The 22,397-nt window shown below is 65.1% G+C and carries 21 protein-coding genes; 12 read left to right on the top strand and 9 right to left on the bottom strand.

Annotated elements, in window-relative coordinates:
- The first annotated feature begins 47 nt into the window (after positions 1 to 47).
- A complete protein-coding gene (locus ACNR9O_RS10615) occupies positions 48 to 1,049 on the top strand; it encodes a sodium:calcium antiporter (protein ID WP_473680749.1) in 1,002 nt (333 codons plus the stop codon).
- A 13-nt stretch (positions 1,050 to 1,062) separates the two neighbouring features.
- On the opposite strand, the gene ACNR9O_RS10610 is transcribed toward ACNR9O_RS10615, so the two are convergent.
- The 5 genes from ACNR9O_RS10610 to ACNR9O_RS10590 form a co-directional block, all read right to left on the bottom strand.
- Positions 1,063 to 1,416, bottom strand: a complete 354-nt coding sequence (locus tag ACNR9O_RS10610; protein WP_473680751.1) for a hypothetical protein — start codon at positions 1,414 to 1,416, stop codon at positions 1,063 to 1,065.
- Positions 1,413 to 2,849, bottom strand: coding sequence for a radical SAM protein (locus ACNR9O_RS10605; RefSeq protein ID WP_473680753.1), 1,437 nt, complete (start codon positions 2,847 to 2,849; stop codon positions 1,413 to 1,415). Before ACNR9O_RS10605 ends, ACNR9O_RS10610 begins: the two co-directional genes overlap by 4 nt.
- The gene (locus tag ACNR9O_RS10600; RefSeq protein ID WP_473680755.1) at positions 2,834 to 3,586 is read right to left on the bottom strand and encodes a prolipoprotein diacylglyceryl transferase; all 753 of its coding nucleotides are present in this window, start codon (positions 3,584 to 3,586) and stop codon (positions 2,834 to 2,836) included. Before ACNR9O_RS10600 ends, ACNR9O_RS10605 begins: the two co-directional genes overlap by 16 nt.
- Positions 3,587 to 3,604: 18 nt before the next feature.
- Positions 3,605 to 4,357, bottom strand: coding sequence for a tetratricopeptide repeat protein (locus ACNR9O_RS10595; RefSeq protein ID WP_473680757.1), 753 nt, complete (start codon positions 4,355 to 4,357; stop codon positions 3,605 to 3,607).
- 84 nt (positions 4,358 to 4,441) lie between these two features.
- Positions 4,442 to 5,137, bottom strand: a complete 696-nt coding sequence (locus ACNR9O_RS10590; RefSeq protein ID WP_473680759.1) for a 2OG-Fe(II) oxygenase — start codon at positions 5,135 to 5,137, stop codon at positions 4,442 to 4,444.
- 212 nt (positions 5,138 to 5,349) lie between these two features.
- On the opposite strand from ACNR9O_RS10590, the gene carA reads away from it, so the two are divergent.
- From carA to greA, 3 genes are read left to right on the top strand one after another with little or no spacing between them, the layout of a single operon-like run.
- A complete protein-coding gene (carA, locus tag ACNR9O_RS10585) occupies positions 5,350 to 6,480 on the top strand; it encodes a glutamine-hydrolyzing carbamoyl-phosphate synthase small subunit (RefSeq protein WP_473680761.1) in 1,131 nt (376 codons plus the stop codon).
- Between the two features lies 1 nt (position 6,481).
- Complete coding sequence (gene carB, locus ACNR9O_RS10580) at positions 6,482 to 9,709, top strand: carbamoyl-phosphate synthase large subunit (RefSeq protein ID WP_473680763.1); 3,228 nt, start codon at positions 6,482 to 6,484, stop codon at positions 9,707 to 9,709.
- Positions 9,706 to 10,182, top strand: coding sequence for a transcription elongation factor GreA (gene greA, locus ACNR9O_RS10575; protein ID WP_473680765.1), 477 nt, complete (start codon positions 9,706 to 9,708; stop codon positions 10,180 to 10,182). The genes carB and greA overlap by 4 nt, the downstream gene beginning before the upstream one ends.
- 108 nt (positions 10,183 to 10,290) lie before the next feature.
- On the opposite strand, the gene ykgO is transcribed toward greA, so the two are convergent.
- The 4 genes from ykgO to ACNR9O_RS10555 form a co-directional block, all read right to left on the bottom strand.
- Positions 10,291 to 10,416, bottom strand: coding sequence for a type B 50S ribosomal protein L36 (gene ykgO / locus ACNR9O_RS10570; protein ID WP_008215056.1), 126 nt, complete (start codon positions 10,414 to 10,416; stop codon positions 10,291 to 10,293).
- Positions 10,417 to 10,494: 78 nt separating this feature from the next.
- On the bottom strand, positions 10,495 to 11,409 hold the full coding sequence (locus ACNR9O_RS10565) for a LysR substrate-binding domain-containing protein (protein ID WP_473680767.1): 915 nt from the start codon (positions 11,407 to 11,409) through the stop codon (positions 10,495 to 10,497).
- 241 nt (positions 11,410 to 11,650) lie between these two features.
- Positions 11,651 to 13,663 (bottom strand): 2,4-dienoyl-CoA reductase FMN-binding domain-containing protein, encoded by a 2,013-nt coding sequence (locus ACNR9O_RS10560; protein ID WP_473680769.1) that lies wholly within the window; start codon positions 13,661 to 13,663, stop codon positions 11,651 to 11,653.
- Positions 13,664 to 13,726: 63 nt separating this feature from the next.
- The gene (locus ACNR9O_RS10555; protein WP_473680771.1) at positions 13,727 to 13,987 is read right to left on the bottom strand and encodes an acyl-CoA-binding protein; all 261 of its coding nucleotides are present in this window, start codon (positions 13,985 to 13,987) and stop codon (positions 13,727 to 13,729) included.
- A 106-nt stretch (positions 13,988 to 14,093) separates the two neighbouring features.
- On the opposite strand from ACNR9O_RS10555, the gene cmk reads away from it, so the two are divergent.
- The 8 genes from cmk to galU all read left to right on the top strand — a co-directional run bounded on the left by cmk (position 14,094) and on the right by galU (position 22,376).
- Positions 14,094 to 14,786 (top strand): (d)CMP kinase, encoded by a 693-nt coding sequence (gene cmk, locus ACNR9O_RS10550; RefSeq protein ID WP_473680773.1) that lies wholly within the window; start codon positions 14,094 to 14,096, stop codon positions 14,784 to 14,786.
- A gap of 154 nt (positions 14,787 to 14,940) precedes the next feature.
- Entirely contained in the window at positions 14,941 to 16,614 is a 1,674-nt protein-coding gene (gene rpsA, locus ACNR9O_RS10545; protein ID WP_473680775.1) for a 30S ribosomal protein S1, read from the top strand.
- Positions 16,615 to 16,685: 71 nt separating this feature from the next.
- Positions 16,686 to 16,988, top strand: a complete 303-nt coding sequence (locus tag ACNR9O_RS10540; protein ID WP_473680777.1) for an integration host factor subunit beta — start codon at positions 16,686 to 16,688, stop codon at positions 16,986 to 16,988.
- Between the two features lie 161 nt (positions 16,989 to 17,149).
- Positions 17,150 to 17,410, top strand: coding sequence for a lipopolysaccharide assembly protein LapA domain-containing protein (locus tag ACNR9O_RS10535; protein ID WP_473680779.1), 261 nt, complete (start codon positions 17,150 to 17,152; stop codon positions 17,408 to 17,410).
- Positions 17,407 to 18,579, top strand: a complete 1,173-nt coding sequence (gene lapB / locus ACNR9O_RS10530) for a lipopolysaccharide assembly protein LapB (RefSeq protein WP_473680781.1) — start codon at positions 17,407 to 17,409, stop codon at positions 18,577 to 18,579. Before ACNR9O_RS10535 ends, lapB begins: the two co-directional genes overlap by 4 nt.
- 7 nt (positions 18,580 to 18,586) lie before the next feature.
- The gene (locus ACNR9O_RS10525) at positions 18,587 to 19,618 is read left to right on the top strand and encodes a glycosyltransferase family 4 protein (RefSeq protein WP_473680783.1); all 1,032 of its coding nucleotides are present in this window, start codon (positions 18,587 to 18,589) and stop codon (positions 19,616 to 19,618) included.
- Entirely contained in the window at positions 19,605 to 21,500 is a 1,896-nt protein-coding gene (locus ACNR9O_RS10520) for a polysaccharide biosynthesis protein (protein WP_473680785.1), read from the top strand. The genes ACNR9O_RS10525 and ACNR9O_RS10520 overlap by 14 nt, the downstream gene beginning before the upstream one ends.
- The gene (galU, locus tag ACNR9O_RS10515; protein WP_473680787.1) at positions 21,501 to 22,376 is read left to right on the top strand and encodes a UTP--glucose-1-phosphate uridylyltransferase GalU; all 876 of its coding nucleotides are present in this window, start codon (positions 21,501 to 21,503) and stop codon (positions 22,374 to 22,376) included. It abuts the gene before it with no gap.
- The last annotated feature ends 21 nt before the right edge of the window (positions 22,377 to 22,397 follow it).

The following is a 22,397-nucleotide window of genomic DNA, read 5'->3' as shown; positions in this document are numbered from 1 at the left end:
TCGTCGCGCCATTGGGTTTCTCGTTCGCCCGGCCATGGAATCACCACATGCTCACTGCGTTGCTGTTCCTGCTTTCCGCCGGCGCGATTTATTTCGCCTGCGAGTATTTCGTCAACGGCGTCGAATGGTTCGGGCGCAAGCTGAGCCTGGGAGCGACCGCGACGGGTACGGTGCTGGCGGCCTTCGGCACGGCGCTGCCGGAAAGCGCCGTCACCTTCGTCGCTGTCGTATTCGGTCGCACGGCCGAGCAGAAAGACATCGGCGTGGGGGCTGCGCTGGGTGGACCGCTGGTGCTGGCGACCATCGCCTACGCGGTGGTCGGAGTGGCTTTATGGGCCAATCGGCGGCGTCTGCGGCGCGCCGATAACCTGGTCCGCGTCGAACACGGGCGCCTGGCGCGCGACCAGGCCTGGTTCCTGGCGATCTTCGTTGTGAAGTGCGGCCTGGGCCTGGTGGCGTTCGCGTTCAAGCCGTGGCTAGGCGTGCTGTTCCTCGTGGCCTATGCGATCTATGTCTGGCGTGAATTGCAGGACAGCGATACGGCGCCCGAAGAAGAAGAACTGGAACCGCTGAAGTTCCAGCCGAAGGCGATCGATCCGGCGCTCTCGCGCGTGCTGCTGCAGACGGGTCTGGCGCTGGTGGTGATCGCATTCGCCTCGCACACCTTCGTCAAGCAGATCGAAGCCATCGGTCTGGCGCTGCAGCTGTCGCCGCACCTGGTCGCGCTGGTGCTCAGCCCGGTCGCGACGGAACTGCCGGAAACGGTGAACGCGCTGATCTGGGTGCGCCAGGGCAAAGAGCGCTTGGCGCTGGCGAATATCTCCGGCGCGATGATGATTCAGGCCACCATTCCCAGCGCGCTGGCGATCTTCGCTACGCCGTGGTTGTTCGACGCGCCGCTGATGGTGGCGGGCGTGCTGACCGGCGTGGCGGTGATCTTCTTGTGGTGGCTGTTCCGGCGCGGCCGCGTCGACGCGCGCTGGATCGTGCCGGTGGGCGCCTTGTACGGCGTGTTCGCCCTGTTCGTGGCCTGGCACTTCGCACGCTAGGCCATCGATGCACTCAGTGGAAGCCGTTGCCGCTGTAGAGCAGCCCGAAGCAGGCGGCTACCAGCAGGAGGACGACCGCGATCACCGAGAGCAGGCCCAGCAGCATGCCCTGGCCGGTGCGCGTCTTGCCTTGGGAGAAAGCCACCACGGCCCAGACCAGCAGCGCCACGGGCGGGACTGGCCACAGCATCACGCTGATCTGCGCGATGGCGATGCTGCCGCCGACCATGACCGCCCATGCGATGCCGATGCCGCCGAGCAGCGAGCCCCGTTCGTCGCGGGGCTTCGGCGGCGTGGCGGCAGGGCCGGGCGGTGGCGGATCCGGAGGCAGGGGAGCCGGTCCGGCCGGCGGCTGCTGTTCGCTCATGCGGGCGTCCTCTCGAAGTGGCGGGCCTGCTCGATTTCCTGCCGCAAGGCTTGCAGCTTGGCGGCCTTGTCGTCGCGGTAGAACAGATTGAACGTATCGAACGGAATGATGCGTCCGTCGGGCTGCGCGATATGCACGCAGGATTTCTTCACCGCGCGCAGGTCGAAGCCGTGGGCATCGATGAACTGCATGATCAGCACGCGGAACACGTTGCGATAGGAGAGCTCGGCCGGCGCCTGCACCTGCGGCAGGCAGCACAGCAGATCGGACAGCGAGCAGGCCTGTGATTCCGGCGAGTGATTGGTGGCGAACAGCTCGAACACGTGCGCGCGCAGTTCTTCGTCGCGCTCTACCACGATGGTGTTGCGGCCCTTGCTCACCAGCGTCTCGGGCGAGACGAAGCGGGTCAGCGGCAGCACCTGGCCTTCCAGCTTCAGCGCATACGCCATCGCCAGGCAATCGGGATTGCACGGTACCGGGATCAGGTCGTCGGGCTGGAACATCGGGCTCTGTTCCAGGATGCGCCGACGCACTTCGCTCAGCGTCAGCCGGTCGCGCTCGGGGTCGTAGCCTTCCAGGCGGCCGGCCGCCTGGATCGGCTGGAAGGTCACGCCGCGTACGCAGGGCTGGGTGAGGGCAAAGTCGATGATCTCGCCCAGCTCGCCGTCGTTGAGCCCCTTCTTCACCGTCACCACCAGCGTGGTGGAGATGTCATGGCGGTTGAGGTGTTCCAGCGCCTTCAGGCGTACGTCGCGCAGCTTGGCACCGCGCAGGTCCTTGTGCACTTCGTCGCGCAGCGAATCGAACTGAAGATACAGCTCGAAGCCTGGTTGGTATTCGGCGAGGCGCGCGGCGAAATCCGGCTCGCGCGCGATGCGCAGGCCGTTGGTGTTCACCATCAGGTGGCGGATCGGGCGGCGCCGGGCTGCGTCCAGCACGGCGAAGAAGTCCGGATGCAGGGTCGGTTCGCCACCGGAAATCTGCACCACGTCCGGCTCGCCCTCGTTCGCCACCACGGCATCGAGCATGCGTTCGATCGTGGGCAGATCGCGGAAGCCCGGCCGATGCGGTCCGCTCTCGGCATAGCACACGGGGCAGCGCAGGTTGCAGTGGTCGGTGATCTCGACCAGGGTCAGGCAGGAGTGCTGCATGTGCTCGGGGCAAAGGCCGCAATCGTAGGGGCAGCCGAAATGCTGCGGCGTGTTGAAGCGCTGCGGCAGCTCCGGCGGCTTGATGTAGATCTCGCGGCATTGCCGGTAGTACGCGGCGTCGTCGGCCAGCAGCACGCGCTCGCGGCCGTGGTGGGGACACCATTTCTCCAGGTAGACGCGCTCGTCCTTGATCAACACCTTGGCTTCGACCCGCCGCAGGCAGGTGGCGCACACCGACACTGCGCTGTCGTAGAACAGATAGGGCCTTACCTTGGCTCCCATGCGTCATGCCTCCTGGCGAACAGCGCCCGCAAGATGCGGGGCAGGTCGCGATGGTAGTAGAGCAGCCCTGCCACGCACAGCAACTGCAGGCCAGAGAGCACGTGCAGGTAGGCATAGGGCAGCGGTTTGATGAATTCCACCAGCAGGCGGAACGCGAGGTAGCCGATCATGAAGGCGCGGAAGCGGTCGCCGGGTTCGGCAAGCGCGCGCCGGCGCGCATGGATCAGCGCGTACTGGGCCAGCAGGAATGTGATCTCATAGAGCTGGGTCGGATGACGCGGCTGGCCGTCGCCGAAATCGATGCCCCAGGGCAGCGCGGTGGGATTGCCGTAGGTGTGGTCGTCGAGGCCGGCGAGAAAGCAGCCGATGCGGCCGATGCACATGCCCACCGTCAAGGGCAGTACGAACGCATCGCCGGTGGAGCTGCGCACGCCGGCGATCTTCTTGGCCAGTTCCACGCCGGCCAGGCCGCCGAGCAGAGCGCCGATGATCGACTTGCCGGCGACCAGGCTGGCGAGATTGGGGAAGTCGCGAAACGCCGCCAGCGGATCATCGAGCCAGAACGCCAGCTTGGCGCCCAGTGCCGCGCCAGCGATGGCGCCCACCGCCACCCAGGCGACGTGGTCGTCATGGCTGAAGGCATGCGGCGCCAGCTTCTTGCGGGTCCACAGAAACGTGCGGAAGCCGACCGCGTAGGCCAGCGCTTCGAACAGGGTGTGCAGAGCGACGGGAGTCACAACCGAGGATGCCGTCGCTCAGGCCGTGCCGAGGCGGGACAGTTCCAGCTTGGCGGCCTTCAGCCAGACCTGCTCCTTGCGCCGGTAGTAACCAGGCATCAGCTTGGCGCGCCGCAGTTGCGACTCCAGTACCTCACGCGCTTCGGCCTGGCGCTGGCTGCGGCCGAGCAGGGCGGCGTAGCGGTAGCGGCCTTCCTCGCCTGGGTAGCTGTCGGCCAGTACGCGGTATTCCTCCAGCGCCGCCGAGGTGTCGCCGAGTTCCTCCAGGCAGCGGGCGTAGAGCAGGTGTCCTTCGCTGGACTTGTAGTTGGGATTGGCTGCGATCAGCGCTTCGAGCGTGCGCCGGGCGGCGGCATAATCGCCGAGCCCGGCCTGAGCTTCGGCCAGACCCTGCATGAAGTACGGATCGGTGGTGTACATGCCGGTCAGCAGGCCCTGGAACAGTTCCTGCGCATTGGCATAGTCGCCTGACTGCAGGCATTCCTCAGCCAGCCGGCGGCGGTTCTCGATGGTATTGCTCAGTTCCAGCTTGCGCTGCAGCTCGCGGCGGCGGCGCTGCGGGTCGATCACCTGGAGGGCCTTGCTCGCGGCCTTGCGTCCCTGCGGGTCGTGCCGGAGGTCCGGGATGACCGCCGCCAGCACGTAAATCACCACGCCGAAGTAGGAGCCGATCAGGATCAGCCAGATCCAGTACATCGGGCGGCCGCTGCGTACCACGTGCACGGCGCAGGCCACCTGCAGAGCCAGGGACAAAAGAACGACGACGGGCATGCCCTCTCCTTAGGATGCGTACGGTCGAAGCTGACGATGCTACGCCAGCGACGCGGGGCCGGGAATCCGTCCCCGCCCGGGCGCTCAGTCGCGGTGGGCGGCGTTGCGGTCGCGGTCGGCGCCCAGCTTGCGGTCCAGCGAGCCGAACAATTTCTTGAAGGCGCGGGCGAACTTGCCGCGCTTGGTCTTGCGCAGCTTCTCCTCTTCGCTGGTGAGCCAGGCCACCTGGATCACCCGGCGCTCGCCCTCGAAGGGCAGGTGGCCGTGGAAGGAGTTGTCGCAGCGCTTGAACACCGCGAACTCGCCGTACAGCGGCTTGAGCTCCGGCGCCACGATGTCGTCGATGTTGTCGATGCTGCCAAGGAAGCGCAGGCAGCCATCGCTGGTGTCCGGCCACTGCGTGTTGAGATAGAGCAAGGCCGTGGCGACCTTGGACTTGCTGTCGGTGTGGATGGTGCCGTGGCGCTTGTTGAGCGAGCGGCAGAGCGTCACCAGGGTGGGGTACTGGCCGAGGTTCTCTATGCCCAGCCGCTTGCCGATCGCCCCGGCGAACTCCGGCGTGGTCAGCCGCTCGACCAGCGCATTGACCGACGGACCGCAGTCGCTGGGGTCATAGGGAAAGAAGCCGGCGCTGGCATAGCGCGGGAAATCGCGTTCCAGATCAGTGCGCGATTCATCTGGCAGCTGCCCATGGGCGATCAGGAACGGGAACGGCTCGAGCCTGATTTCCGTATCCGGCCGGTCGAGACGGGCAGGATCGAGCAGTACGGCGGCGCTCATGGGCGTGTGCATCTCCTTTTGAACGGGCGGTAGTGTAGCGCCTGTCCAGTCATGAAGCGGACACAAACACATGGCTTTCACGTTCTAATTCGGTGGACAGAAACGGCGCTCGCTCCTATCATTGCGACCCGCCCTGTGACTTTCCTCGACCAAGGTCCACAAGCCTGCTTTGAGCGGCTTGCGGGCTTTGCTGCACCTAAAAGGCGGCCTTCATGCCTAATCTTCCTGCTCTGCTCGCCCTCGAAGACGGCAGCGTGTTCCACGGCGACGCCGTGGGCGCGACTGGTGAAACCGTCGGCGAGGTGGTGTTCAACACTGCCATGACCGGCTACCAGGAGATCCTCACCGATCCCTCGTATTCGCGTCAGATCGTCACCCTGACGTACCCCCACATCGGCAACACCGGCGTCAACGCCGAGGATGCCGAGTCGCTGGCCGTGCATGCGGCGGGCCTGATCGTGCGCGACGTGCCACGCCGGGCCAGCAACTGGCGCAGCACGGAAAGCCTGCCCGATTACCTCAAGCGTCACGGCATCGTGGCGATCGCCGGCATCGATACCCGGCGCCTGACCCGCATCCTGCGCGACAAGGGTGCACTGGCCGGCTGCATCGTCGCCGGCGAGCAGGTGGACGCCGAGGCCGCACTGGCCAAGGCACGCGCGTTCCCGGGTCTCAACGGCATGGATCTGGCCAGGGTGGTCAGCGTGACCAAGCCCTACGCCTGGAAGGAAGGCACCTACGATCTCGATCGCACGGCCTTCAACCAGCCGGCCATGCGCTTCAAGGTGGTGGCCTACGACTACGGCGTGAAGTTCAACATCCTGCGCCTGCTGGCCGAGCAGGGCTGCGACATCACGGTGGTGCCGGCGCAGACGCCCGCCGCCGAGGTGCTGGCGATGAAGCCCGATGGCGTGTTCCTCTCCAATGGTCCCGGCGATCCGGCGGCCTGCGATTACGCCGTCGCCGCGACGCGCGCATTCCTGGACGCGAAGATCCCGCTGTTCGGCATCTGCCTGGGCCACCAGATCATGGGCCTGGCGCTGGGTGCCAAGACGCTGAAGATGAAGTTCGGCCACCATGGCGCGAACCATCCGGTGAAGGATCATGACGATGGCCGCGTGCTGATCACCTCGCAGAACCACGGCTTCGCGGTGGATCCGGGCACGCTGCCGGCCAACGTGCGCGTCACCCATACGTCGCTGTTCGATGGCTCGCTGCAGGGCTTCGCACTCACCGACCGCCCGGCGTTCTGCTTCCAGGGTCACCCGGAGGCGAGCCCCGGCCCGCACGACATCGGTTACCTCTTCGAACGATTCGCCAAGCTGATGCAGGAGGCCCGCTGAGATGGCCAAGCGTACCGACATCAAGAGCATCCTCATCATCGGCGCCGGCCCGATCGTGATCGGCCAGGCCTGCGAGTTCGACTACTCGGGCGCGCAGGCGTGCAAGGCGCTGAAGGAAGAGGGCTACCGGGTCATCCTGGTCAATTCCAACCCCGCCACGATCATGACGGACCCGGAGACCGCCGACGCGGTCTACATCGAGCCGATCAACTGGCAGACCGTCGAACGCATCATCGCCAAGGAGCGCCCGGACGCGGTGCTGCCCACCATGGGCGGCCAGACCGGTCTCAATTGCGCGCTGGATCTGGCCGACAACGGCGTGCTGGAGAAGTACGGCGTCGAGCTGATCGGCGCTTCGCGAGAAGCCATCCGCATGGCCGAGGACCGCGAGCTGTTCCGCGTGGCCATGGCCGACATCGGCCTGGAGTGCCCCAAGGCGGAGGTCGCCAAGAACTTCGAGCAGGCGCTGGAGATCCAGACCAAGGTGGGTTTCCCGACCATCATACGTCCGAGCTTCACGCTGGGCGGCTCGGGCGGCGGCATCGCCTACAACAAGGAAGAGTTCGAGGAGATCGCCAAACGCGGCCTCGAACTGTCGCCGGTGCACGAGATCCTCGTCGAGGAGTCCGTGCTCGGCTGGAAGGAATTCGAGATGGAAGTGGTCCGCGACAAGGCGGACAACTGCATCATCGTGTGCTCGATCGAAAATCTCGATCCGATGGGCGTGCATACCGGCGACTCGATCACCGTCGCGCCGGCGCAGACGCTCACCGACAAGGAATACCAGCGTCTGCGCGATGCCTCGATCGCGGTGCTGCGCAAGATCGGCGTGGACACCGGTGGCTCCAACGTGCAGTTCGGCATCAATGCCGAGAACGGCCGCGTGGTGGTGATCGAGATGAATCCGCGCGTGTCGCGCTCCTCGGCGCTGGCCTCCAAGGCCACCGGCTTCCCGATCGCCAAGATCGCGGCCAAGCTTGCCGTGGGCTATACGCTCGACGAGCTCAAGAACGACATCACCGGAGGCCTGACGCCTGCCTCGTTCGAGCCGACCATCGACTACGTGGTCACCAAGATTCCGCGCTTCGCGTTCGAGAAGTTCCCGTCGGCCGACGCGCGCCTGACCACGCAGATGAAGTCGGTGGGCGAGGTGATGGCGATCGGCCGCAGCTTCCACGAGTCGCTGCAGAAGGCGCTGCGCGGCCTGGAGATCGGCAAGACCGGCCTCAATCCGACTGGCGTGGATTTCACCACGGATGAAGGCCTTGCCGCGCTCAAGCGTGAATTGCGTGAGCCGCGTCCGGATCGCGTCTTCCATCTGGGCGACGCGTTCCGCGCCGGTCTTTCGCTGGAAGAGGTGTACGGCCTCAGCCGCGTCGATCCGTGGTTCCTAGCCGCGTTCGAAGACGTCGTGCTGACCGAGAAGGACGTGCAGGCGCAGGGCATTACCGCCCTCGACGCGCCGCGTCTGCGCGAGCTCAAGCGCATGGGCTTCTCCGACGCGCGCATCGCCGAGCTGACCAGCACCGACGAAGCCGCCGTACGCCATCTGCGCCGCACCCTGGGCGTGCGCCCGGTGTACAAGCGCGTGGACTCCTGCGCCGCCGAGTTCGCCACCACCACGGCCTACATGTATTCGACCTACGAGGAAGAGTGCGAGGCCGCGCCGACCAGCCGCGACAAGATCATGGTGCTGGGCGGCGGACCGAACCGCATCGGTCAGGGCATCGAATTCGACTACTGCTGCGTGCATGCGGCGCTGGCGCTGCGCGAAGACGGGTTCGAGACCATCATGGTCAATTGCAACCCGGAAACCGTGTCCACCGACTACGACACCTCCGACCGTCTTTACTTCGAGCCGCTGACGCTCGAGGACGTGCTGGAAATCGTGGATCTGGAAAAGCCCAAGGGCGTGATCGTGCAGTACGGCGGCCAGACCCCGCTGAAGCTGGCGCGCGCGCTAGAGGCGGCCGGCGCGCCGATCATCGGCACCACGCCGGATTCGATCGACCTGGCCGAAGACCGCGAGCGCTTCCAGCAGATGATCGAGAAGATCGGCCTGAAGCAGCCGCCGAACCGCACCGCACGCAACGCCGACGAAGCGCTGGCGCTGGCGCGCGAGATCGGCTACCCGCTGGTGGTGCGCCCGAGCTACGTGCTGGGCGGCCGCGCGATGGAAATCGTCTACGGCGATGCCGACCTGTCGCGCTACATCCGTGAAGCAGTGCAGGTGTCGAACGATTCGCCGGTGTTGCTGGACCGCTTCCTCGATCACGCGGTCGAGGTGGACGTGGACGTCATCGCCGATGCCGAAGGCAATGTGCTTGTGGGTGGCATCATGGAGCATATCGAAGAGGCCGGCGTGCATTCCGGCGATTCGTCCTGCTCGCTGCCGCCGTACTCGCTGTCCAAGGAGGTGCAGGACGAACTGCGCCGCCAGGTCGCGCTGATGGCGAAGGAGCTGAAGGTGGTCGGCCTGATGAACACCCAGTTCGCCATTCAGGGCGACACGGTGTTCATCCTTGAAGTCAATCCGCGTGCCTCGCGCACCGTGCCGTTCGTCTCCAAGGCCACCGGCGTGCCGCTGGCCAAGATCGCGGCGCGCGCGATGGCCGGTCGTTCGCTGCCGGCGCAGCATGCGACGCGTGAAGTGATTCCGTCGTACTACTCGGTGAAGGAAGCGATCTTCCCGTTCCTGAAGTTCCAGAACGTGGACCCGATCCTAGGCCCCGAAATGCGCTCGACCGGCGAGGTGATGGGCGTGGGCCGCAGTTTCGGCGCCGCCTTCGCGCGCGGCCACGATGCGGCTGGGATCAAGACGCCGCCGAAGGGCAAGGTGTTCGTGTCGGTGCGTGATGCCGACAAGGATCGCCTGCTGCCGGTGGCAAAGGATGCGGTGTCGCGTGGTTTCAGCCTGGTCGCCACCGAAGGCACGGCCAAGTACCTGGACGAACACGGCGTCGCCTGCGAGCGTATCAACAAGGTGGCCGAGGGCCGCCCGCATATCGTCGACCTGATCAAGAACGGCGAAATCGTCTATATCGTCAATACCACCGAGGGCAAGCAGGCCATCGCCGACTCGTTCTCGATCCGCCGCGAAGCCCTGCAGCATCGCGTCACCTACTCAACCACCGTCGCCGGTGCCCGTGCATTGGTGCATTCGCTGGATTATCACGGCGCCGGTGAAGTGCACAGCTTGCAGGAGCTGCACAAGGAGCTGAAAGCATGAGTCGCCCACCCATCACCAAGGCCGGTTCCGAGCGTTTGCGGGCGGAACTGGAGCGGCTGAAGTCGGTCGACCGGCCGCGCATCATCGCGGCCATCGCCGAGGCACGTGCCCATGGCGACCTGAAGGAAAACGCCGAGTACCACGCAGCGCGCGAGCAGCAAAGCTTCACGGAAGGCCGTATCGCTGAACTCGAGGCGGCCCTGTCGACTGCCGAGGTGATCGACGTGGCGCGACTGAATCCTGGTTCGCGCGTGGTGTTCGGCGCCATCGTCGACCTGGAGGACGAGGACAGTGGCGAGGCGGTGACCTACCAGATCGTCGGCGACCTGGAGGCGGACATCAAACAGCGCCTGCTCGCGGTGTCCTCGCCGATCGCCCGCGCTCTGATCGGCAAGAGCGCCGACGATAGCTTCGAGTTCCAGGCTCCCAACGGCACGAAGCGCTACGTGATTACCGGCGTGCGCTACAACTGACCGAATTTCCCGTGGTGGCCTTGGGCCATCACGGGAAATGGCCAAAACGAAGGCAATAAAAAAGGGCCGCGGAAGCGGCCCTTTTTCATCGACTCATCGCAGCTGAACTCAGCGCTGACGGGCCTTGAAACGCGGGTTGCTCTTGCAGATCACGAACACCTTGCCGCGACGGCGCACAACCTTGCAGTCACGGTGCCGCTGCTTGGCGGACTTCAAAGAGGAAAGCACCTTCACGGCCAGCTCCTGACACTTAACGGAAAAAGACAAGCTCGAAAGTGTAGCTGCTTGATTGGCTTGGAACAAGTCTATTTTTCACAACAAGTGGGGGGTGGCGCGGGCATCGGCCACCACCGACAGGAATTGAGCCAGGACAGGGGAATCGTCGTCTCGCCGGCTGGCGACGGCCAGCAGCATATAGGCGTCTGGATCTTCGAGCTGGACGTAGCTGACGCCGGCCAGGCTGACCGTGCACATGGAGGCGGGGATCAGGGCGAGCCCCATGCCGGCGGCAACCAGCATCAGCAAGCCATTGATCTGCTGGGCATGCTGGCGAATCAGGGGGTGGAAATTGGCCTTCGCGGCGATATGGGTCAGGCGGTCGTACAGGGTGGCAGCCAGCTCGCGCGGCTGCACCACGAAGGCCTCGTCGGCCACCTCCCTCAGCCAGATCTTCTTGCGGCCAGCGAGGCGATGCTCGGAGGGCAGGGCGAGCAGCAGCGGCTCGCGGTCGATTTCGTCGATGCGCAGGGCGCGGGTATCGGCCTCGTGCTTGGGGACGTCGCGCACGAAACCGACGTCCAGTTCGCCGGCAAGGAGGGCGGCGAACTGGGGTTCGGTGTACATCTCGCCCAGGATGACCCGCACGTGCGGGGCATGGCGCCCGTAGCGCAGCAGCGTCTGGGGCAGGGCGGGGTGGAAAGTCACCGAGACGGTGTAGGCCAGGCGCAGCTGGCCGCTGAAGCCGGCCGCCGCCTGGCTGACTTGGCTGCGTGCCTCGTCGGCCTTGGCCAGGATCTGGCGGGCCTGATCGAGAAATACCCGGCCGGGCTCGGTCAAGGCGACGTTGCGCTTGTCGCGGTCGAGCAGGCGCACGCCCAGATCGGCCTCGAGGGCCTGAATCTGCTGGGAAAGCGGCGGCTGGGAGATATGCAGTCGCTGGGCGGCGCGCGTGAAACTCAATTCCTCGGCCACGGCGACGAAATAGCGAAGCTGGCGGAAATCGAACATATAGGGATTACATATAAGTTGCGGCAAAAATATATATTGGTTTATGTGATCTGTCGAACCTATGATTTCTTTCGTCCCGCCACCGTCCCCTCCCCCCAGGTGGCGGCGACCCTCGCCCCGCAGCGACGCTACCCCCGCGATACCCGGCCCCTCCCCCTGGCCCGCTATCGACGCGTCGTTTCGCGGGGCGCTTTCCTTTTTTGCGCCCCGAAAAGACCGCTCCGGAAAAACCGGCCCGCTCTCAAAGAGAGCAGGCCAGTTGCGTTCCCTGCGCGATGGCGCGCTTGGCATCGAGTTCGGCGGCCACATCGGCGCCCCCGATGACATGGGCTTTCAAGCCGGCCGCGAGCAGGGCGTCGGCGAGTTCGCGTAGCGGTTCCTGGCCAGCGCAGATCACCAGGTTGTCCACCGGCAGCACTTGCGGCTTGCCATCCACGATGACGTGCAGACCGGCTTCGCCGAAGCGTTCATAAGAGACGCCGCCCAGCATTGTCACCTGCTTGTTCTTGAGCGTGGCGCGATGGACCCACCCGGTAGTTTTGTTGAGACGCGCGCCAGGGCGGCCTTCGGAACGTTGCATCAGCCAGACTTGGCGGGCTGGTTTCTCGGGTTGTGCCGGCTGCAGGCCGCCGCGGGCGTCAAGATGAGTGTCAACGCCCCACTCGCGCGTCCAGCGAGCGATGTCTGTGCTAGGCGAGGGTGCGTGCTCGACCAGGAACTCGGCCACGTCGAAACCGATGCCGCCGGCGCCAATGATCGCCACGCGCTGCCCGACCGGCTTGTCGTGCGCGAGCACATCCAGGTAGCTCAGTACGCGCGGATCGTCGGAACCCGGAAACGAGACCTTGCGCGGCGCGATGCCCGTGGCGACGACCACTTCGTCGTAGCTGGCCAGCGCGGCCACATCCGCCTTCGTGCGCAATTGCAGTGCGACGCCGGCGTCGGCGAGGCGATGACGGAAATAGCGCAGGGTCTCGTGGAACTCTTCTTTGCCAGGAATGCGCTTGGCGTAGTTGAACTGGCCGCCGATGTCCTCCGCCTGGTCGATCAGCGTGACCGCGTGGCCGCGTTCTGCCAGCGTGGCTGCGCAAGCCATGCCTGCCGGCCCCGCGCCAACCACCGCAATGCGCTTGCGGGCGGCCGCAGGCTCGACGATCAGCTCGGTCTCGTGGCAGGCGCGAGGATTGACCAGGCAGCTCGCGCGCTGGTTCTGGAACACATGGTCCAGGCAAGCCTGATTGCAGGCGATGCAAGTGTTGATGCGATCGCTTCGCCCGTTGCGCGCCTTATCGGCCCACGCCGGATCGGCAAGCAGCGGGCGGGCCATGGACACCATGTCCGCATCGCCGTCGGCAAGGATGCGTTCCGCCACTTCAGGCATGTTGATGCGGTTGGTGGTGATCAGTGGAATGCCCACTTCACCCTTGAGCTTGCGCGTGACCCAGGCAAAGCCACCGCGCGGCACGCTCGTGACGATGGTAGGGATGCGTGCTTCGTGCCAGCCGATACCGGTGTTGATGATGTTGGCGCCGGCGGCTTCGATGGCCTTGGCCAGCGTGACGATCTCGTCCCATGCCTGGCCCTGTTCCACCAGGTCGAGCATGGACAGCCGATAGATGATGATGAAATCGCGACCCACCGCTTCGCGCATGCGCCGCACGATTTCCACCGCAAAACGCATGCGCCCGGTCGCGTCGCCACCCCAGGCGTCGGTGCGGTGGTTGGTTCGTTCCACCAGGAACTGGTTGATCAGATAGCCCTCCGAGCCCATCACCTCGACGCCGTCGTAGCCCGCCTCACGCGCCAGCTGCGCACAGCGGACAAAGTCGCCAATGGTCCGTTCGACGCCGCGGGAAGACAGCGCGCGTGGCGTGAATGGCGTGATCGGCGATTTGACCTTCGATGGTGCGACCGACAGCGGGTGATAGCCGTAGCGTCCCGCATGCAGTATCTGCATGCACAGCTTGCCGCCTTCCTGGTGCACGGCGCGGGTGAGTTTGCGGTGCCGCGCGACGTGCCAGGGCATCGAAAGGCGGCCGCCGAACGGCTTGAGCCAGCCCTCGATGCTTGGCGCGATGCCGCCGGTGACCATCAGTCCCACGCCACCACGGGCGCGTTCGGCGAAGTAGGCGCCCAGCTTGTCGTAGTCGGCAGCCTTGTCTTCCAGGCCGGTATGCATCGAGCCCATCAGGATGCGGTTGGGCAGGGTCGTATGACCGAGGTCGAGCGGGGCAAACAGGTGTGGATAGTCCATACAGCCCGAAATGTTCAAACGAGCGTATGAATGTGCCTGCGGGGCAAGCCCAAAAGCAAGGCTTCAGGCAAGCAGCTGACGGACCAAGTCGATGTAGTGGCGCATGGCCTCGTCGCGGGGCATTCCTTGCAGCTTTGCCCAGGCCTGGTGTTTGGCGGTGCCGACGAAATCGAAGAAGCCGGGCGCGGGTGCCTGGTTGTCGCCTTCGGAGCCTTGCTTGAAGAGCGCATAGAGCTTCAGCAGGGTGTCGTTGTCGGGGCGCTCGCCCAGCCCCTGGACGTCCTCGGCGGCTTGTTCGAACTCGCTTTGAAGGTCGTCGCTCATGGGAGGGCTGGCGTCGTGTTGGCAGAGGCGGGCGGGCTAGATAGCACGCGCTCCAGGTGGGGTCAACGCGTTAACATAGCCCCTTTGCCCGCCGCCGGAGCTGTCCATGAGTCCTTCTTCGCCCGCCCCCGTATTGACTATCGACGGGCCTTCGGGGTCGGGCAAGGGCACGATCAGCCGGCTGGTCGCCGAGCATCTGGGCTGGCGTCTGCTCGATTCGGGCGCGCTGTACCGGGCGGTGGGTTACGCGGCCGGCATGGAAGGGCTGGACCTGTCCGACGCTGAGGCAGTCACCCGCTGCGCGCAGCAGGTCAAGATCCGCTTCCAGGCCGCATCCGACGGCAGCGATACCCGGGTCCTGGTCAATGGCCACGACGCCACCGATGAGCTGCGTACGGAGACTGCCGGCGCCGCCGCATCGGCGATCGCTTCGATCCCGTCGGTCCGGACCGCCCTGGTCGACCTGCAGCTGGGCTTCCGCAAGGCGCCTGGCCTGGTGGCCGACGGGCGGGACATGGGCACGGTGATCTTCCCGGACGCTCCCTATAAGGTCTTCCTGACGGCCAGTGCCGTGGAAAGGGCGAAAAGGCGCTATAAACAGTTGAAAGAAAAGGGTCTCAGCGTTACACTTGCGACTCTTCAGCGCGAGATCGAAGCGCGCGATGCCCGCGATGCGTCACGGGCCGTCGCGCCGCTCAAGCCGGCCAAGGATGCGGTTCTGGTGGACACCACTGGCATGAGCATCGATGCCGTCGTCGCGAAAGTACTTGCCGTCGTGCAGCCTTCTACCGGTGCCTGACGACATAGGGTGCCCCGCCGCGGCGGGGTTTTGGTCAACGGTGCCGATGGGGATCCTTTCCCTTTAGACACCCACAACCGGTGGGCCGATCCACTCGTGCGCAACCTTCGAAAGCGCGCCGTGGAGCAGGCCTTTTCTCATTTCTGGAATCAACATGACTGAAAGTTTTGCCGAGCTGTTTGAACAGAGCCAACAGGCCATCTCCAAGCTGAAGCCGGGCGCCATCGTCAGCGGCATCGTTGTGGAAATCCGCAATGACGTCGTCGTGATCAACGCCGGCCTCAAGAGCGAAGGCATCGTCCCGATCGAGCAGTTCAAGGACGAGAGCGGCACGCTCGAGGTGCAGGTGGGCGACGAAGTGAAGGTCGCTCTCGACGCACTGGAAGACGGCTTCGGCGAGACCAAGCTCTCCCGCGAGAAGGCCAAGCGTTCCATGGTGTGGGACGACCTCGAGGCGGCCTTCGAGAAGGAAGAGACCATCACCGGCAAGATCTCCGGCAAGGTCAAGGGCGGTTTCACCGTCGACATCAAGGACGTCCGCGCGTTCCTGCCGGGCTCGCTGGTCGACGTGCGTCCGGTCCGCGACCCGGTGTACCTCGAGGGCAAGGACCTCGAGTTCAAGATCATCAAGCTGGACCGCAAGCGCAACAACGTGGTCGTCAGCCGCCGCGCCGTCGTCGAGACCGAGTTCTCCGAGGAGCGCGAGAAGCTGCTTGAGCGCCTGACCGAAGGCGCGGTGGTCAAGGGTACCGTCAAGAACCTCACCGACTACGGCGCGTTCGTGGACCTGGGCGGCATCGACGGCCTGCTGCACATCACCGACATGGCGTGGAAGCGCGTGCGTCATCCGTCCGAAGTCGTCAACGTCGGCGACGAGCTGGACGTGCGCGTGCTGAAGTACGACCGCGAGCGCAACCGCGTGTCGCTGGGCCTGAAGCAACTGGGCGACGATCCGTGGGTCGCCATCGCTCGCCGCTACCCGGTCGGCAGCCGCCTGTTCGGCAAGGTTTCCAACGTCACCGATTACGGCTGCTTCGTCGAGATCGAGCCGGGCGTGGAAGGCCTGGTCCATGTGTCCGAGATGGACTGGACCAACAAGAACGTCAACCCGGCCAAGGTCGTGCAGGTCGGCGACGAGACCGAAGTGATGGTGCTGGACGTGGATGAAGAGCGTCGCCGCATCTCGCTGGGTATCAAGCAGACCCGCTCGAACCCGTGGGAAGCCTTCGCCGCCATGCACAAGAAGGGCGACAAGGTGTCCGGTCAGATCAAGTCGATCACCGACTTCGGCATCTTCATCGGCCTGGACGGCGGCATCGATGGTCTGGTCCATCTGTCCGACATCTCCTGGCAGGGCACCGGCGAAGACCTCGTGCGCAACTTCAAGAAGGGCGACGAGATCGAGGCCGTGGTGCTGGCGGTGGATCCGGAGCGCGAGCGCATTTCCCTCGGCATCAAGCAGATGGAGCAGGATCCGTTCGGTCAGTTCATGGCCACCAACCCGCGCGGCACGGTCGTCACCGGTACGGTGAAGGAAGTGGACGCCAAGGGCGCCGTGGTCGACCTGGGCGAGGGTGTGGAGGGTTACATCCGCGCCAACGACATCGCCAAGGAGCGCATCGACGATGCTACTCAGCATCTGAAGGTGGGCGACAAGGTCGAGGCCAAGTTCACCGGTATGGACCGCAAGGGTCGCCAGCTGCAGCTTTCCATCCGCGCCAAGGATGAAGAAGATCTGCACGACGCCATGCAGGAATACTCGTCGGCTTCCGGCGGTACCACCAAGCTCGGCGCTCTGCTGAAAGAGCAGCTGAACAAGGCCGACTAAAGCCTTACCTCGTAAGACACGGGGCGGCATGCGCCGCCCCGTGGTTTCATCGTCACGGACATTGGGGACCCATGACCAAATCCGAATTGATCGAAGCGCTGGCGCGGCGCCAGACCCATCTGGCCTTCAGCGATGTCGAGCTGGCCGTAAAAAGCGTCATCGAACAGATGAGCAATGCGCTTTCCCACGGTGAGCGCATCGAAGTGCGCGGGTTCGGCAGCTTTGCGCTGCACTACCGGCCGCCGCGGATGGGCCGCAATCCCAAGACCGGCGAGGCGGTGGCCCTGCCGGGCAAGCATGTTCCCCATTTCAAGCCGGGCAAGGAATTGCGCGAGCGGGTGAACCAGGCGCTGGACCAGGCGCTCTCCGCGTAAGCATCACCCCGGCAACGGGTCTGACGGAAGGCAGGCGGCTTCGGGCCGGCCCTGCCTTCTTTTTTATTTGCGTGCTGCGAACAGGGCGGAGCGCGCGCATGATGAATTGCTGGCGAAAGGGTGCCTGTGCCGGTCGACATCAATCGGTTAAAGTCGCGGCCATGCGACTGATCGCCGTGCTCATCCTGCTGCTTTTCATCGCCGCCGGCGTCGTGCTGGGGGCGCTCAACGCCGATCTGGTCGATTACGACTTCGCGTTTGCCCGCTTTCACCTGCCCAAGGGGGCGGCTCTGCTGACTGCGCTGGTGATCGGCTGGTTGCTCGGCGGATTGACCGCATGGCTGGGCGTGAGCATGCGACACCGGCGTCAGCGTCGTCAGTCGACTCGGGGCCCGGACACCAGGTTGCCCGCAGACGCATGATGGCTCTCTATGTGCTGGCCCTGCTGATACCGGTCGCTTTCGCCAGTGGCTGGTGGACCGCCCGAAGTGCGGGCGCGAAGCGCTCCGGCGCCCAGGTGAGCGAGCTGTCGTCCGATTACTTCCGCGGCCTGAACTACCTGCTCAACGAAGAGCAGGACAAGGCGATCGAAGTTTTTCTGCGCCTGGCCGAATACAACCGCGACACGGTGGAAACGCACCTCGCGCTGGGCAATCTGTTCCGCCGCCGCGGCGAGGTCGATCGCGCGATTCGCCTGCACCAGCATCTCGTGTCGCGTCCTGGCCTGTCCGATGCGATGAAGACGGTCGCCCTGCTCGAGCTGGGCGAGGACTACATGCGCGCGGGCCTGCTCGATCGAGCCGAAACCCTGTTCTCCGATCTGGTGGCCATGGATGCGCATGCGCCGTCTGCGCTGCGCCATCTCATCGCGATCTATCAGCACGAACGCGACTGGCACAAGGCCATCGAGCACGCGCGTCGTCTCGAGGCCATGACGGGCGAAGACGAGGCCAGCATGGTGGCGCAGTTCTATTGCGAGCTTGCCGAACAGGCGCGCCAGCACGGGGCGCGCCAGGATGCGGGCGAATACCTGCGTCAGGCCTTCGCCTGTCAGCCCGATTGCGTGCGCGCCTTCATGCTTACCGGCCGCCTGCATGCGGAAGACGGACAGCACGGCAAGGCGGTCGAAGCCTACGAGGCAGCCGTGGAAGCGGATATTGCCTTCGTGCCGGAAGTGCTGCCGCCGCTGCTCAACAGCTACGCGCGCTCGCAGCAGATGGAGCGGGCCGAGCGTTTCCTGCGCGACATCCTCGAGCGGTATCACGGCATCTCGCCGGTGCTCGCGCTGACGCGCCTGTACCAGCAGCGCGATGGCGAACGCACAGCGATCGACTTCCTTACCTCCCAACTGCGCCAGCGCCCCTCTGTGCGTGGGCTGATGGCACTGATCGATGCGACCATGGACAAGGTGGAGGGCGAGGCGCGCGAGAACTTCCTGATCCTGCGCGATCTCACCAGGAAGCTGCTGGAGGGGCAGGCCATGTACCGCTGCAGCCGCTGCGGCTTCGGCGCGAAGGCTCATCATTGGCAGTGTCCAAGCTGCAAGAGCTGGAGCACGATCCGCCCCATCCACGGCGTCGCCAACGAGTGAGGGAGCGATGACGCCTTTCATGCTGGCCTCAGGGATGGTGCTGGCAGCGTTCGCGGTCGCCCTGATCGTGGTGCGCGGAGCCATTGCCTACGCCCATCGTCGCGGCATGCTGGACCAGCCAGGGCAGCGGCGCTCGCATTCGATACCGACGCCGCGCGGCGGCGGCATCGGCATGGTCGTTGCGGTGCTGGCGACATCGCCGTGGGCCCTGCTGCTGTTGCCCCCCGTCTGGCCATGGCAAGCCGCGCTGGCGCTGGCCTTGTCTACCGTGATGGTGGCTGCGATCGGCTGGTGGGACGACCACCATTCATTGCCTGTATTGCCCCGGCTGGGGGTCCAATTGGCGGCGTGCGGCCTGTTCGGTGTGGCGCTGGTGGCGGGGGCGATCTCCTGGTTGTGGTTGCCTTTGCTGGTTCTCGGCGGCGCCTGGAGCATCAATCTGCACAATTTCATGGATGGCATCGACGGCTTGCTGGCCCAGCAATGCCTGTTCGTGGCCATTGGCTTGAGCCTGCTGGCATTCGGGGCAGGGCAGGTCGCGCTGGGCGTAGCCATGGCCTGCCTGGCCGCGGCCAGCCTGGGATTCTGGTGCTACAACCGCCCCCGGGCCTCGATTTTCATGGGGGACGTGGGTAGCGGCACCCTCGGGTTCTTGCTATTCGCTTTCACCGCCATGCTGTGGCGGGTGGATACGGCCCTGCTGTGGCCGGCCCTGATTCTGAGTTCATCGTTCATAACGGACGCTAGCCTTACCCTGCTTAGCCGTTTCCTCAAGGGACGGCGCTGGTACACTCCGCACCGCGAACACCTGTACCAATGGCTGGTTCGCAGTGGCATGTCGCACGCTTCGGGGGGCGCGTGCTACCTGGGCTGGAACCTTGTGATCGCCGCACCGATGGCATGGCTGTCATGGTTCTGTCGAGGTTGGGGGTGGACGATCTGCGTCGTCACGTATTTGATCGCGGGCGCAGCTTGGATGCGCGCCAGGCGCTACTGTTTGTGGCGTATCCAGCACAAGGCCAGTCATGTCGCTACGTAAATTCATCGGAGTGATTCACCCGCGGGCAGCGGTCGTCCTGCACGACCTGCTGATGGCCGCTGTCGCCTGGTGGGTAGCGAAATCGTTGCGTTATGCGCTGATCGATGACGCGGCGTTGCATTTTCACCTGCTCGAGTTCCCCCTTGTGCTGGCCGTTCAGGGACTGGTGCTCAACTGGACCGGCCTCTACCGCGGCCTGTGGCGTTTCGCCAGCCTGCCGGACCTATGGAACATCCTGCGTGCGACGGTGATCGGCGCACTGGGCATCGGCCTGATCCTGTTCCTGTACAACCGCCTGGAGGACGTGCCCCGCTCGGTGCTGTTGCTCTATCCGGTGGTGCTGTCGGTGCTGCTGGGCGGGCCGCGCCTGACCTATCGCTTCTGGAAGGACAGTCGCATCGACATGTTCCAGTCGCAGCCGGTACAGCGCGTGCTGATCGTCGGCGCAGACCGGGCGGGCGAGGCATTGGCCCGCGACCTCCATCGCGACAGTCGCTATACCCTCGTGGGTTTCGTGGACGACCGTGACAGTCTGCGTGGCGCGAGCATCAACGGCCGCCCGGTCCTGGGAAATATCGAACTGCTGCCGGAGCTGGCGCGCGAAGTCGCCGCACAGATGCTGCTGATCGCGATGCCCGGCGCTTCCACGGAAGAAATGCGGCGCGTCGTCGAACTCTGCGACCAGACCGGCCTGCCGTACCGCACCGTGCCCAAGCTGGAAGACGTCGTCGCCGGACGTGCCCAGTTCAACGAAATCAAGGAAGTCGCGATCGAGGACCTGCTCGGTCGCGATGCGGTCGAGCTCGATTGGACGGCTATTCGCGAAACCCTTACCGGCAAGCGCGTGCTGGTCACGGGTGGCGGCGGTTCAATCGGTTCGGAACTGTGCCGCCAGGTCGCCCGGCTGGGCGCGCAGTCACTGTGCGTTGTCGACAACGGCGAATTCAATCTCTACCAGATCACCCAGGAATTGCGGCAGGACTACCCCGAGCTTCTGTTCGAGCCGATCCTCGCCGACTGCGGTGATACGGCGGCCATGCAGCGGCTGTTCCTGGAGGTCAAGCCGCAGGTGGTGTTCCATGCGGCCGCCTACAAGCACGTGCCGCTGCTGCAGGGGCAGCTGCGCTCGGCCTTCCGCAACAATGTACTTGCCTCGCGCAACATGGCGGACCTAGCCGATCAGCACCAGGTGGAGTGCTTCGTGCTCATCTCCACCGACAAGGCGGTCAATCCCACCAGCGTGATGGGCGCCTGCAAGCGCATCGCCGAGATCTGGTGCCAGAACCTCGATGCGCGCTCCACCACGCGGTACATCACGGTGCGGTTCGGCAATGTGCTGGATTCGGCAGGGTCGGTCGTCCCGCTGTTCCGCAAGCAGATCCGCGCGGGCGGGCCGGTCACCATCACGCATCCGGAAATCTCGCGCTATTTCATGACGATTCCGGAGGCCTGCCAGCTGATCCTGCAGGCGGCCAGCCTGGGCAAGGGCGGCGAAATCTTCGCGCTCGACATGGGCGAGCCGGTGAAGATCCGCGATCTGGCCGAGCAGATGATCCGCCTGGCCGGCAAGAAGCCAGGCACCGAGATTCCCATCGTGTACACCGGACTGCGTTCGGGCGAGAAACTGTTCGAGGAGCTGTTCCATCCGCTCGAGAACTATGTGGCCACGACGCACGCCAAGATCTTCCTTGCTCAGTACCGCCAGGTCGCCTGGGAGCTCTTGCAGGCTCAGCTGGTGAAGGCCGCCGAAGCCACGGTGGCCTACGATGAGGAAAACCTGCGGCGCTGCGTGTCTAGCCTGCTGCCATCGTTCCGCTGGAGCGACGTGGCGCAGCCGGACAATGTGGTGTCGATACGTCGCAATGAGTCAGGAGAGAAGTGAGTGAGCAAACCTCTGCGCAAGGTGGTCTTCCCGGTGGCCGGCCTGGGTACGCGTTTCCTGCCGGCGACCAAGGTGGTCGCCAAGGAAATGCTGCCGGTTCTGGATAAGCCGCTGATCCAATATGCGGTCGATGAGGCGGTCGATGCGGGTGCGGACACTCTGGTTTTCGTCACCAACCGCTACAAGCATGCCATCGCCGACTACTTCGACAAGGCCTACGAGCTGGAAGCGAAGCTGCAGGAGAAGGGCAAGGACGAACTGCTCGCCCTGGTGCAGGGCACGCTGCCGCGCAATGTGCGCGCAATCTTCGTCACCCAGCCCGAGGCGCTGGGCCTGGGCCACGCCGTGCTGTGCGCCAAGCCGGTGGTCGGCGACGAGCCGTTCGGTGTGATCCTTCCGGACGACTTGATCTGGAACAAGGGCAAGGGTGCGCTGGGCCAGATGGCCGAACTGGCACAGGGACAGGGTGCCGCCGGCGTCATCGCAGTCGAGGAGGTGCCGCAAAGCGACACCGACAAGTACGGCATTGTCGACGCCACGCCGATCGATTCGCGCAGTGCGCAGATCCGCCACATGGTGGAGAAGCCCAAGCCGGCCGACGCGCCGTCCAACCTCGCCGTGGTCGGCCGCTATGTGCTGCCGGGCCGTATCTTCGAACTGCTGGAGAAGACCACCCCGGGCGCCGGCGGCGAGATCCAGCTGACCGACGCCATCGATGCGCTGCTGAAGGAGCAGGGCAAGGTGCTCGCCTACCGCTTCGAAGGTACCCGTTTCGACTGCGGCAACAAGGCCGGCCTGGTGCGCGCCACCATGCACATGGCCTTGCAGGATCCCAAGCTCGCTCCGGTCGTACGCGAGCTGCTGGCCGGCCTCTGATCGCCCGCCGGGCGAGGGTCG

The organism is Dyella sp. CR10, assembly GCF_055814425.1.
This window is presented reverse-complemented; position numbering and strand designations above follow the sequence as displayed.

Bases quoted from the DNA above. Each gene is read 5' to 3' on its own strand.
- ACNR9O_RS10605 (WP_473680753.1), bottom strand. From the start codon at position 2,849: ATGGGAGCCAAGGTAAGGCCCTATCTGTTCTACGACAGCGCAGTGTCG.
- ACNR9O_RS10535 (WP_473680779.1), top strand. From the start codon at position 17,150: ATGCGACTGATCGCCGTGCTCATCCTGCTGCTTTTCATCGCCGCCGGC.
- ACNR9O_RS10595 (WP_473680757.1), bottom strand. From the start codon at position 4,357: ATGCCCGTCGTCGTTCTTTTGTCCCTGGCTCTGCAGGTGGCCTGCGCC.
- ACNR9O_RS10540 (WP_473680777.1), top strand. From the start codon at position 16,686: ATGACCAAATCCGAATTGATCGAAGCGCTGGCGCGGCGCCAGACCCAT.
- ACNR9O_RS10555 (WP_473680771.1), bottom strand. From the start codon at position 13,987: ATGAGCGACGACCTTCAAAGCGAGTTCGAACAAGCCGCCGAGGACGTC.
- ACNR9O_RS10590 (WP_473680759.1), bottom strand. From the start codon at position 5,137: ATGAGCGCCGCCGTACTGCTCGATCCTGCCCGTCTCGACCGGCCGGAT.
- ACNR9O_RS10560 (WP_473680769.1), bottom strand. From the start codon at position 13,663: ATGGACTATCCACACCTGTTTGCCCCGCTCGACCTCGGTCATACGACC.
- carB (WP_473680763.1), top strand. From the start codon at position 6,482: ATGGCCAAGCGTACCGACATCAAGAGCATCCTCATCATCGGCGCCGGC.
- greA (WP_473680765.1), top strand. From the start codon at position 9,706: ATGAGTCGCCCACCCATCACCAAGGCCGGTTCCGAGCGTTTGCGGGCG.
- ACNR9O_RS10615 (WP_473680749.1), top strand. From the start codon at position 48: ATGCTCACTGCGTTGCTGTTCCTGCTTTCCGCCGGCGCGATTTATTTC.
- cmk (WP_473680773.1), top strand. From the start codon at position 14,094: ATGAGTCCTTCTTCGCCCGCCCCCGTATTGACTATCGACGGGCCTTCG.
- lapB (WP_473680781.1), top strand. From the start codon at position 17,407: ATGATGGCTCTCTATGTGCTGGCCCTGCTGATACCGGTCGCTTTCGCC.
- ACNR9O_RS10565 (WP_473680767.1), bottom strand. From the start codon at position 11,409: ATGTTCGATTTCCGCCAGCTTCGCTATTTCGTCGCCGTGGCCGAGGAA.
- ACNR9O_RS10610 (WP_473680751.1), bottom strand. From the start codon at position 1,416: ATGAGCGAACAGCAGCCGCCGGCCGGACCGGCTCCCCTGCCTCCGGAT.
- rpsA (WP_473680775.1), top strand. From the start codon at position 14,941: ATGACTGAAAGTTTTGCCGAGCTGTTTGAACAGAGCCAACAGGCCATC.
- carA (WP_473680761.1), top strand. From the start codon at position 5,350: ATGCCTAATCTTCCTGCTCTGCTCGCCCTCGAAGACGGCAGCGTGTTC.
- ACNR9O_RS10520 (WP_473680785.1), top strand. From the start codon at position 19,605: ATGTCGCTACGTAAATTCATCGGAGTGATTCACCCGCGGGCAGCGGTC.
- ACNR9O_RS10525 (WP_473680783.1), top strand. From the start codon at position 18,587: ATGACGCCTTTCATGCTGGCCTCAGGGATGGTGCTGGCAGCGTTCGCG.